Below are 11665 nucleotides of genomic sequence, written 5' to 3' on the forward strand. Positions count from 1 at the left end.
CACTAAAAACTATGTCAGAAAAAACAAGATATTCAGATGAAGAGCTTCAGGAATTCAAAGAATTGATTCTTGAAAAGCTCGAAAAAGCCAGAAGAGACTACGATACGTTGAAAGCGACTCTCTCCGGAAGCGACGGAAACGACATCGCAGACACGTCTCCCACGTTCAAAGTACTGGAAGAAGGAGCTTCCGTCCTCTCTAAAGAAGAAGCGGGACGTCTGGCACAAAGACAAGCTAAATTTATTTCACACTTGGAAGCTGCATTGGTCAGAGTGGAAAATAAAACCTACGGGATATGCCGGGCAACGGGAAAACTTATCTCCAAAGAGAGATTGCGTGCCGTTCCCCACGCAACCCTCAGTATGGAAGCAAAAGAAGGAAATAACGCATGAGCTTACGGAATAAACTGTGCTTTTTTATCCTCGGTCTACTCATCCTCGACCAAGTCGTTAAAATTTGGATAAAGACACACATGATGATTGGAGACGAAATCAATGTGTTGGGTGATTGGTTTAAAATCCATTTCATTGAAAACAACGGCATGGCTTTCGGCATGGGGTCCGAAAACGGGAAATTCGGAAAAATCCTGCTCAGCGTCTTTCGCATCGGAGCTGTCGCCGCCATCGGCTGGTACATCTCTAAACTCCTGAAAGATAAAGCCCCTGTCGGAGTTATTTTCTCCTTTGCGCTCATCTTTTGCGGCGCTATCGGGAATATCTTCGACAGTATGTTTTACGGACTTCTTTTCAACGACAGCAATATGCAAATTGCCACATTTCTCCCCGAAGACGGCGGATATGCCCCTTTTCTGCAAGGCAAAGTTGTAGATATGCTCTACTTTCCCCTCTTTACGGGATTCATGCCGGACTGGGTTCCCATTTGGGGAGGAGAGTACTGTGAATTTTTTCGTCCTGTATTCAACCTCGCCGATTCATATATTACCATCGGCGTAATATTACTTATCCTCTTTCACAGAAGTTTCTTTTCCGATAAAAAAGAGGTATGAGATATTCCGTAACATCCGGTCTGCCTGGAATAAATTAATACAGGTATTATTTCTGCTTCCATGATACCATCCCGCAACGCCACCGCATTCCGTGTTTGTCCTCATTACGGGAAAAAATTACCCCGCGAGTGATTTCAAATAAGCATCATACATATCCAGTATCCAAGCCACATCTGTTTTGGCTTCTTTTTTATGCTCCTTGCCTTCCACTCCTTTAAACCAATTTTTATAATACTCTTTCAAGCCCGGCTTTTTGTCTTTCAACAAGACACTGTTTACCAGCATATAAGTATATACAATATCTCCCTCTTCTCCTTCATCATGGAAACGGATTCCATAATAAGTTCTTAACGTACGCCGAGTTCCTCTTCCGTCTGTGGTGACATCCCAGGCTTTCCACCAATATACGGTGGCGTTTTCTCCTACTTTTTCCACACACATCAAGCGCCGAACCGTATTGTAACGATTTGCGATAGAGGGCAAAGCAAGTTGATGCGCTTCCCAGCGGATACCGTCCGGATTATCCTCGTATTTTTCCGTATAGTCGATACTTTGCACATCATCGGCCGTATATTTCAACGTCTCTTTGGCATCTGGAGTGGGAGTCATCTTAAATGAATAATTACTCTTTTTGAAATGGGAAGATTCAGCATGCCATCCTCTTTTCACGTATCCTTCGACTTTCTCACCTGAAGTCAATGTTACAATAACATGCCGATATTCCTGGTCTTTCGTTTTTTGAGCATCAGCCTGACGCGTTCCACCCAATATACTCAAGGCAAGCACACTCCAAAATAAAACACTTTTCATCGTTATATATTTAAATGATTAATTAATTCCGTGGTCTATACTCCCTCAATAACAAAACAGTTTTTCCCTGCCATGTATCGGAACGGCGAATACTCTCACACAATTCCGCATCATCAGAAACATAGTAACAAAGTTTCTCGCGAAAAGTTTTTCCCGTCCTGGATTTGGTCTTCCCAAGAAAATAATATTCATTTTCTCCCTGCTTCCGTAAATAATATTTGACTTTCGACCGACTGAAAATACCACGTCTCTGATAGATATTAATCCCTCCGTTCGTAGCTACACCATAGCCCTTTTTAGAATATATATAGGCAGCAATATATGGTGTTTCAAAATAGATCCACATCCACCCGACCGAAGAGGTAGGAAGAAATTTCCGTCGATATTCCGGCGTCCGTGCATGCCAACAAATGACCGAATCTACTTCTTCGATCGGATACACTTCTTTCTGTTTTGTTTTGGCAAAGGCATCACGCATCCCTTTTATATCCCGATGTTTCCGAGGGATATCAAGCCTATCGCGTCCTTTAAATTCGACAGTTCTCCCATTTTTCAAATAAATGACTCCTTCAACCAAGGAAGTTGCCCGCACCGGATACATCACGACACACAGTAAAATTAAGAATATAAACTTCATTTAACGTTCAATAAAATATTTTCAAAAATAAAAATTTACTCCCAAAAACATCCGTTTTTATTGTTTTTTCATCATTCCCCTTTTATTTTCAATGTCTTTATAAGCCTTCATCTGCCAAATAAAAAAGTGAAAATCCAACCTATGATAAAAGTTTAAAGTTTTTTTCGTAGGTTTGCACCCTGATTTTGATAAAAATATAATGATAGAGAACTTAGTAATCGTAGAGTCTCCGGCAAAAGCCAAAACAATCGAACGTTTTTTGGGTAAAGATTATACAGTTAAATCTAGTTTCGGACACATTCGAGATTTGGAGAAAAAAGATCTCGGTATCGATATTGAGCATAATTTCCAACCTAAATATGAAATTTCCTCCGATAAGAAAGCCGTAGTGAAGGAGCTGAAAGCATTAGCAAAGGAAGCAAAAATGGTATGGCTCGCATCCGATGAGGACCGGGAAGGAGAAGCAATCGCATGGCATCTTTTTGAAGTATTGAATTTGAAAGCGGAAAATACAAAGCGTATTGTATTCCACGAAATTACAAAAGACGCTATCTTAAATGCTATCAAGAATCCCCGGACAATTGACCAAAATCTCGTAAATGCCCAACAAGCTCGTCGAGTATTAGACCGTTTGGTCGGTTTTGAAGTTTCTCCGGTATTATGGAAGAAAGTAAAACCTGCACTTTCCGCCGGTCGAGTACAATCTGTTGCCGTTAAACTAATTGTTGAAAGAGAACGGGAAATAAATGCTTTTAAGGAACAACTATATTATAAGGTTGTCGGACACTTTGAAACTCTTCAAGAAAAAGCCGGATTCAAGGCAGAAGTAGAAGAAAGATTTACTGATAAAGCAACCATGTTGCAATTTCTTGAGATTTGTAAAAACGCAACGTTCACAATCAGCAATATTGAGAAAAAACCTGTTGTGCGCAAACCTGCACCTCCTTTTACAACATCAACACTTCAACAAGAGGCTTCACGCAAACTGGGTTTCTCTGTTTCCCAAACAATGTCAGTAGCACAAAAGTTATATGAACACGGACATATTACTTATATGAGAACGGATTCTGTAAATTTATCCGCATTGGCCGTGAAAAGTGCAAAGGCCGTTATCTGTCAAACGCTAGGGGAAAAATATTCCAAATCACGCAATTTTACCACCCACACCAAAGGTGCACAAGAAGCCCATGAAGCTATCCGACCGACGTATATGGATAAGACTGATATTGAAGGCGACCGGAATGAAAAATTACTATATGATTTGATTTATAAACGGACGTTGGCTTCACAAATGTCGGATGCAGAATTGGAGAAGACCAGTATTACAATTGATGTTTCCGGTTCTTCCATTTCTTTTGTCGCAACAGGAGAAATTATCATTTTTGACGGTTTTCTAAAAGTATATAAAGAATCGCACGACGATGAACACGATGACGAGAATGCCGATTTGCTTCCTCCGATACAAAAGAATGACCAAGTAAAAAGGAAACGCATTTTGGCCACAGAACAATATACATTGCATCCCCCTCGCTACACGGAAGCAAGCCTTGTAAAGAAAATGGAGACATTAGGTATCGGTCGTCCTTCTACATATGCCCCCACAATTACAACAATTCAAAACAGAGGATATATTTTAAAGGAATCTCGTGAAGGAGTTGAAAGAAAGACTGAGGTCGTTGAGTTAAAAGGCAATGATATAAAATCTTCTTTTTTAAAAAAGAACTTTGGTGCTGAAAAGAAAAAATTATTTCCTTCGGATATGGGTATGGTTGTTACTGATTTTTTATCCGCCCATTTTACCAATATAATGGATTATAATTTCACAGCTAAAGCGGAAGAAGCATTGGATAATATTGCCGAGGGAGATATCGAATGGCAAAAGATGATTGGACAATTCTATCAACCTTTCCATGAAAATGTGGAACTTACTCTAAAAAATTCCGAAAGGAATAGCGGAGAACGTATTTTAGGAGAAGATCCCAAATCAGGAGAAAAAGTAAGTGTCCGCATCGGACGTTTTGGCCCCATGGCACAAATCGGAGAAGGAGAAACTGCCCGTTACGCAGGATTACGCAAAGGTCAGTTGATGGAGACCATTACGTTGGAAGAAACTTTGGAATTATTTAAATTCCCTAGAAAATTGGGTACTTACGAAGACAAAGAAGTTAGCGTAGGTATCGGACGTTTCGGGCCATATATCAAACACAATAATAGTTTCGTTTCTCTGAAAAAAGGAGAAGATGAACCGGGAACAATTACGTTGGAGACAGCCATCTTGAGAATTGAAGAAAAACGAGAAAGCGACCGAAATAAATTGATTAAGTCTTTTGATAACGGAATTCAAGTACTTAACGGACGTTTTGGCCCTTATATCGCTTACAATAAAAAAAACTTCAAAATCCCTAAGACACAAAAGGCAGAAGAATTGACTTTGGAAGCGTGTATGATTATTATTGAAAAAGAAGATTCAAAGAAAAAAACAACTAAGAAAACAACAAAAAAGAGTTAAGAGAATATGGGAGCAGGAAACTCTCTTGAGAATTAAACGCAAATATTTGCAAAACAGTATAGCATTCCCTATCTTCGTACACTCAAATTTTCAACTAAGAAACATTAAAATTTTTATCATAAATGGCAACTTTACAAACAATCAGAAACCGTGGAGGATTACTTGTCAGTATTGTTATCGGTTTAGCTCTTGTAGCATTTATTGTCGGAGATGCTTTAAGTTCGGGAGCCAGTATTTTTAACAGTTCCAGAAATGAAGTGGGTGAAATTGCAGGCGAAAGTATTTCCATCATGGATTATCAGAATAAGATAACCAGAAATGAGGAAATGGTTAAAATGATGAACGGAACTTCCGCTCTTAATGATGAACAACAAACCATGTTGCGTGAAAATACATGGCAACAAATGGTCATGGACATTGTTATGAACCAAGAATATGATGAGTTAGGTATTAACGTGAGCGGTGATGAACTTTATGATATGTTATTAGGGGATAATATGAATCCTTCTATCCGCCAAATGTTCGGTAATGCTGACCCCAATCAAATTAGGTCTTATGTAAAAAGCTTAATGGAGTTGCCAGCTAATAATCCTCAAAAAGCTTATTGGCTGAATTTGGAAGAACAAATTATCACAACACGCAAACAAGCCAAATACAATAATCTTATTGCCAAAGCATTGTATACGACCGCTGCAGAAGCAGAAGAAATGGCAACAAATAGTGCTGCAAAAGCTGATATCAGCTATATTGTAAAGAATTATACTTCAATTGAAGATTCTACAATTCAAGTTAGTAACAGTGAAATTAAGAATTATTACGATTCTCATAAAAAGTTATTTGAACAACCTGAATCAAGAAAAATTGTCTATGTTAATTTTGATGTAGAACCATCTGGAACGGATTATGCTGAAACAGAAAAATGGGTAGAAAAATTAATCCCCGAATTTGCTGAAACAGAAAATCCACAAGAATTTGTTGATTTATCATCTGATCAAAAATTCGATGCTTTTTATTACAAAAAATCTGAAATTAATAATGACAGTTTAGCTGATTTCCTTTTTAACAGAAAAAATAATGTCTACGGTCCGTACATTGAAAATAATTCCTATCGTATTAGTCGTGTAGCTGATCGCAAGATGTTACCAGACTCTGTTAGGGCCCGCCACATACTGATTGCACCAGAAAACAATAATTATGCCCAAGCTAAAGCCGTTGCAGACAGTTTGACCGAATTATTGAAAAAAGGTGCTGATTTTGAAACTTTAGCTAAAAAATTCTCTACTGACCAAAACTCTGCTGTTAATGGTGGTGACCTCGGATGGTTTGGACCAAGAATGATGGTTCAACCTTTCAGCGATACTGTATTCTTTTCTAAAGCAAGAGAAATTAAGGTAGTTTTAACACAATTCGGTGCTCACATTGTGCAAGTAACAGACCGAGCTAAACCCGTTGAAAAAATACAGATTGCAACTGTAGAGAAAGAAATTATTCCTTCACAGACTACTATTAATAAAGTATATAATGAAGCTCGTAGTTTTGCAGACAAGGTAAATGACCTAACAACTTTTGATAAAAAAGTGACAGAATTCAATCTAAACAAACGTATCGCTTCACTTAATAAAAATGATAAGAATATTGCAGGAATGGAAAATGCGCGAGAAGTTATAAGACAAGCTTACCTTGCAAACACTCCCGGTAAAGTGCTTATCAGCAATGAAGGTACCAATATCTTTGATGCAGGTAACAAATTTACCGTTGCTGTTCTTACTGACATTCAAGAAGAAGGTATTGCTCCTGTAAACAATATTGCAAATACAATAAAACGTGAACTTATTCGGAAGAAGAAAGCAGAAATATTAGAAAAAGAATTACAAGCTGCTATTGACGGTAGTGAAAGTTTATTATCCATTGCACAAAAGGCAGGATTAGAAATTAAAGATGCTTCTGAAATATCTTTTAACTCATTCCAAGTTCCTGGAGCCGGAATTGAACCCAACGTTATCGCTTTGGCAAGTCAGCTTGAACAAGGACAAATTTCCAAACCAATCGCCGGGAATCAAGGTATCTATATCATCATGATAAATAATAAAATTGTCGAAGAAACGACACCCGAAACAGTGGAACAAGCCAAAACAGGTATCGACCAATCCAATAAATATCGTGCTACTTACCAAGCCGTTCAAGCTCTCTTGAAAAATGCAGAAGTTAAAGACCTGAGGTATAAGTTTTATTAAACCATTACATAACAAAAACAAACAGGAGGAGTATGCAATTCCTCCTGTTTCATTTTAATAGAATGACAAATTTTCAAATATGAAAAATGTAAATCTCCAGTTAATCCTCCCCCACGTAAGAGCCGTTGTTATATTTTTATTGATTTCTGTTCTATATTTCTCTCCGGAAATTTTTGAGAGGAAAACGGTATTAGGGGGCGACAGTCGTGGTGGAGCCGGACAGGAGATTACAGAATATCAACAACAAACTGGAGAGATTTCCCGTTGGACCAATTCGCAATTTTCCGGAATGCCGACTTATCAGATGGCTCCCAGCTACACTTCCAACAACATCATTATACAACTGAAGAAACTCTATAAATTATATTTGCCCGATCCTGTCAGTTTTGTATTTATACTGATGATTGGATTTTATATTTTGCTTATCGTCTTTGGAGCAAGAAGCAACATTGCCATATTGGGTGCTATCGGTTATGCTTTTTCTTCCTACTTCTTTATTATCATTGAAGCCGGGCATATCTGGAAAGTTCTCACCCTTGCTTACATCCCTCCTACAATAGCAGGAATTGTGCTGACCTATCAGAAGAGATATCTGTTAGGAGGAGTCCTCACAGCTTTGTTCATGACTTTTCAGATTTCCTCCAATCATGTACAGATGACTTACTATTCCATGTTTATTGTCGGCGCCTATATGCTCTTCGTATTAGTCGACAATTGGAAACAACATTCGTTACCCGATTTTTTCAAGGCAACAGGCATGTTTTGTATCGCCACGCTAATCGCTATCATGATTAATCTTCCTAATTTATACCACACCTGGGAATACAGCAAAGAAACTATCAGAGGCAAATCGGAACTTACGCATGATGCCGCCAATAAAACCAGCAATGGATTGAATCGGGATTATATGGTACAATGGAGTTATGGCATTGGAGAAAGTTGGACATTACTTATCCCCAATACCAAAGGAGGAGCAACAGGATACATCGGCAACAATAAAGCCATAAATAAAGTAGAACCTCTATTCCGACAAACCATCGCACAACAAAATCACTATTGGGGGAATCAACCATTTACATCAGGTCCCGTATATGCCGGAGCTTTTTTCATGACATTGTTTTTTATGGCATTGTTCTTACTAAATAGCAAGCTAAAATGGTATTTACTCGGAACATTCATCATTACCTTATTTTTATCATGGGGAAAGAATTTCATGGCATTTACCAATTTATTCGCAGATTATTTCCCAATGTATTCCAAATTCCGGTCAGTATCTTCTATTCTGGTCATAGCAGAACTTATCATACCTTTATTGGGCAGTTTAATGGTTATTGAACTTATCAAAAATCCATCCATTTTAAAAAATAAAAAGAAATATATATATATCAGTTTTGCTTTGACAGGAGGTGTAGCTCTTCTATTTGCCCTCATACCCAGAGTTTTCTTTAATTTCTTAAGTGAAATAGAAGCCGGAAACTTTCTGCCACAAGCCTCACAAAATCCTCAAATCGGGGCAGTAATTGACGCCTTGGAAAAAGTACGAATGAATATTTTTCAAAGTGATGCCTGGAGATCTGTGATTATCATAGGCATCGGCGGTATTCTGTTATGGCTATATTCTAAAAAACAATTAAAACCGAATTTATTTGTCGGAGCATTAATTGCTCTTTGTCTTATTGATTTATGGAGTGTTGATAAACGCTATCTGAATGCCAGTTCATTTATTCCACAACAAAAGGCCCAAAATATCAGTTCTTTCTTTACCAAGAACTCTGCAGATGTTGAAATACTGAAAGACAAAGACCCTAATTTTAGAGTATTCAATACAACCGGCAATGCTTTTAATGAAAGTAACACTTCGTTCTATCATAAATCAATAGGTGGTTATCACGCAGCCAAATTACGTCGTTACCAAGAATTGATTGATCATCATTTAGCCAAAGGTCATGCAAATGTATTCGATATGCTCAATACCAAGTATTTTATTGTAGCAAATAATAATCATATACAAGCTGTATCCAATCCTAATGCCTTGGGAAATGCATGGTTTGTTGAAAACATTCAATGGGTTGACAATGCGGACGAAGAAATCAGTGCATTAACAAATTTATCACCTGCAACAAGTGCTATTATTGACAAAAGATTTAAACCTGTATTAAAAGATAAACAAACAACTAAAGATTCAATATCAAGTATTTTATTAACTCATTATCTTCCGAATGAACTTCATTATAAAGCCACTTCTACCACAGGAGGCTTAGGTATTTTCTCTGAAATCTATTATCCACATGGCTGGAAAGCAACTATTGACGGGAAAGAAGTCCCAATCATACGTGCAAATTATGTATTGAGAGGAATATATATTCCTGGAGGGGAACATGAAATTGTCATGACCTTTAAACCTGCAAGTATTGGCATTACTCAGATTATTGCTTATTGCGGTATGTTTTTATTATTAGGATTGACCGTTTTCTATGTTTTTACACTTAAAAGAAGGAATTGCAAATCATGAAAAAAAGAATATTAGTCACAGGAGGTGCCGGATTCATCGGTTCACATTTATGCAAATATTTATTGGAACAAGGTCATGAAGTGCTTTGTTTGGACAATTATTTTACAGGAAGTAAAGATAACGTTCTTCCTTTACTTAAAAGTCCTTACTTTGAGCTTATTCGGCACGATATCATGAATCCCTATCATGCCGAGGTGGACGAAATATACAATCTGGCTTGTCCGGCTTCTCCGATTCATTACCAATATGACCCGATCAAGACAATTAATGTTTCAGTCATGGGAGCCATTAACGTACTAAATCTGGCCAATCAAGTAAAAGCGAAAGTACTGCAGGCATCTACAAGCGAGGTGTACGGAGACCCAAAGATTCATCCTCAGACAGAAAGTTACTGGGGTAATGTGAATCCTATCGGTATCCGCTCTTGCTATGACGAAGGGAAACGCTGTGCCGAGACTATTTTTATGGATTACCACCGGCAATATCAGGTAAAAATAAAAATCATACGGATATTCAACACCTACGGTCCCAACATGCACCCCCAAGACGGGCGTGTTGTCTCCAATTTTATCGTACAGGCACTGCAGAATAAAGACATTACCATCTACGGAACAGGAAATCAAACCCGTAGTTTTCAATACATTGACGACCTGATAAAAGGCATGACCCGTATGATGGCTACCGGAGAGGAATTTATCGGTCCTGTCAATATCGGGAATCCCGGGGAATTTACCATTTGGGAACTGGCAGAACATATTATCCGCCTGACCGGTTCCAAGTCAAAAATCATATATCTTCCCCTCCCTTCGGATGATCCGACACAACGCAAACCGGATATTTCTCTGGCTCGGGAAAAATTAAACTGGGAGCCTCTTATCAGTCTGGAGGACGGATTGAAAGAAACCATCCGGTATTTCAAAGGTATTCTATAAAGAAAATGATGCTTATCGAAACGTCATTTCTTTTTATAATGTTTCTCCAATTCTTCTTCTTTATCCACTTCTCTCCGCAATATGACTTTTTTCCAAAAAGCAGAGAGGAATCCGTTGCCGTAGCCAAATAACTGGACAAAAGCGGCACATACGGCCAATAATGCGATAGAAAGCGAACCGTTTTTACAAAATGCGCCGATAAAAACAGCCATCACGTATACCCCCAAAGGCAGAAGCATCCAGAAGCTAAGAAAACAAAGAAGAAGCAACAAGATGCTCCCTATCACGAAGGCCGCCGGAAAACAATGCACCAGTTTCAAGGATTGCGAATGCAATTGATACAAGTCAATACGCGCCATTCCGAACACATAGACCTGTTTATAAAAGGATTTCAGACTAACTCTCCTTTTGTGATATACATAAGCGTCCTGATAAAGCGCCGTTGAAAATCCAGCATCGGCAATCCGGGTACTCAAATCTATATCTTCCCCGAACATATCCTTGAATCCTCCGACTTTTCTGTACACCTCCATCGAAAACCCCATATTAAACGTACGCGGTACAAATTTCTCCAATCCTTTCCTGCCACCGCGTATACCTCCCGTTGTAAAAAACGAAGTCATCGAATAATTGACAGCTTTCTGCAAATTGGAAAAAGAAGCATGTGCAGCATCCGGTCCTCCGTAACAATCCTCCCAAGCTGTTTCGAGATATTTCTTCACCCGACCAAAATACTCTTCAGGAATAATACAATCAGAATCAAAAAAGACCAAATATTCTCCCGTAGCCCGCTCCATTCCATAATTTCTGGACTGACTTCGCCCGGAATTCGATTTATAATAATACTTTATATTCAATAGCCCTGTATATTCATGGACTACTTCCTCACATCTCAATGTAGAACCATCTTCCACAATAACTACCTCAAAATCTTTATTCGTTTGTTGAGAAAGACTTTCTAATAATTCCTTTACTTCCTGTGGACGATTGTAGACAGGAATAATAATCGAGAAATATGCCATATC

General features: G+C 38.3%; 9 protein-coding genes. 6 read left to right on the forward strand and 3 right to left on the reverse strand.

Features of this window, described 5'->3' with window-relative positions; genetic code table 11:
• The first annotated feature begins 11 nt into the window (after window positions 1–11).
• Together NFR61_RS04585 and NFR61_RS04590 are read left to right on the forward strand one after the other, a co-directional pair.
• Complete coding sequence (locus tag NFR61_RS04585) at window positions 12–392, forward strand: TraR/DksA family transcriptional regulator (protein ID WP_251621045.1); 381 nt, start codon at window positions 12–14, stop codon at window positions 390–392.
• Window positions 389–1006, forward strand: coding sequence for a lipoprotein signal peptidase (locus tag NFR61_RS04590; protein ID WP_251621046.1), 618 nt, complete (start codon window positions 389–391; stop codon window positions 1004–1006). Before NFR61_RS04585 ends, NFR61_RS04590 begins: the two co-directional genes overlap by 4 nt.
• A 117-nt stretch (window positions 1007–1123) precedes the next feature.
• Here the strand turns inward: NFR61_RS04590 and NFR61_RS04595 are convergent, their stop codons facing one another.
• Together NFR61_RS04595 and NFR61_RS04600 are read right to left on the reverse strand one after the other, a co-directional pair.
• Entirely contained in the window at window positions 1124–1816 is a 693-nt protein-coding gene (locus NFR61_RS04595) for a hypothetical protein (RefSeq protein ID WP_251621047.1), read from the reverse strand.
• Between the two features lie 22 nt (window positions 1817–1838).
• Window positions 1839–2453 carry a hypothetical protein gene (locus tag NFR61_RS04600; RefSeq protein ID WP_251621048.1) on the reverse strand — a complete coding sequence of 205 codons (615 nt, stop codon included), beginning with the start codon at window positions 2451–2453 and terminating at the stop codon, window positions 1839–1841.
• Between the two features lie 199 nt (window positions 2454–2652).
• Here NFR61_RS04600 and topA point away from each other — a divergent pair, with 199 nt between their 5' ends.
• The 4 genes from topA (at window position 2653) to NFR61_RS04620 (ending at window position 10640) form a co-directional block, all read left to right on the forward strand.
• A complete protein-coding gene (gene topA, locus NFR61_RS04605; RefSeq protein ID WP_251621050.1) occupies window positions 2653–4962 on the forward strand; it encodes a type I DNA topoisomerase in 2310 nt (769 codons plus the stop codon).
• Between the two features lie 122 nt (window positions 4963–5084).
• Window positions 5085–7196, forward strand: a complete 2112-nt coding sequence (locus NFR61_RS04610; protein WP_251621052.1) for a peptidylprolyl isomerase — start codon at window positions 5085–5087, stop codon at window positions 7194–7196.
• 79 nt (window positions 7197–7275) lie between these two features.
• Complete coding sequence (locus tag NFR61_RS04615) at window positions 7276–9708, forward strand: YfhO family protein (protein ID WP_251621053.1); 2433 nt, start codon at window positions 7276–7278, stop codon at window positions 9706–9708.
• A complete protein-coding gene (locus tag NFR61_RS04620) occupies window positions 9705–10640 on the forward strand; it encodes a UDP-glucuronic acid decarboxylase family protein (RefSeq protein ID WP_251621055.1) in 936 nt (311 codons plus the stop codon). Before NFR61_RS04615 ends, NFR61_RS04620 begins: the two co-directional genes overlap by 4 nt.
• Before the next feature lie 23 nt (window positions 10641–10663).
• Here the strand turns inward: NFR61_RS04620 and NFR61_RS04625 are convergent, their stop codons facing one another.
• Window positions 10664–11662: a glycosyltransferase gene (locus tag NFR61_RS04625; RefSeq protein WP_251621057.1), complete on the reverse strand. Its 999-nt coding sequence runs from the start codon at window positions 11660–11662 to the stop codon at window positions 10664–10666.
• Window positions 11663–11665: the final 3 nt, after the last annotated feature.

It is taken from the genome of Odoribacter lunatus (genome assembly GCF_943193135.1).
Classification (GTDB): Bacteria; Bacteroidota; Bacteroidia; order Bacteroidales; family Marinifilaceae; genus Culturomica; species Culturomica lunata.

What these genes read in the sequence shown, in the direction of transcription:
- NFR61_RS04585 (WP_251621045.1), top strand. Translation starts at nt 12, where the DNA reads ATGTCAGAAAAAACAAGATATTCAGATGAAGAGCTTCAGGAATTCAAA.
- NFR61_RS04590 (WP_251621046.1), top strand. Translation starts at nt 389, where the DNA reads ATGAGCTTACGGAATAAACTGTGCTTTTTTATCCTCGGTCTACTCATC.
- NFR61_RS04595 (WP_251621047.1), bottom strand. Translation starts at nt 1,816, where the DNA reads ATGAAAAGTGTTTTATTTTGGAGTGTGCTTGCCTTGAGTATATTGGGT.
- NFR61_RS04600 (WP_251621048.1), bottom strand. Translation starts at nt 2,453, where the DNA reads ATGAAGTTTATATTCTTAATTTTACTGTGTGTCGTGATGTATCCGGTG.
- topA (WP_251621050.1), top strand. Translation starts at nt 2,653, where the DNA reads ATGATAGAGAACTTAGTAATCGTAGAGTCTCCGGCAAAAGCCAAAACA.
- NFR61_RS04610 (WP_251621052.1), top strand. Translation starts at nt 5,085, where the DNA reads ATGGCAACTTTACAAACAATCAGAAACCGTGGAGGATTACTTGTCAGT.
- NFR61_RS04615 (WP_251621053.1), top strand. Translation starts at nt 7,276, where the DNA reads ATGAAAAATGTAAATCTCCAGTTAATCCTCCCCCACGTAAGAGCCGTT.
- NFR61_RS04620 (WP_251621055.1), top strand. Translation starts at nt 9,705, where the DNA reads ATGAAAAAAAGAATATTAGTCACAGGAGGTGCCGGATTCATCGGTTCA.
- NFR61_RS04625 (WP_251621057.1), bottom strand. Translation starts at nt 11,662, where the DNA reads ATGGCATATTTCTCGATTATTATTCCTGTCTACAATCGTCCACAGGAA.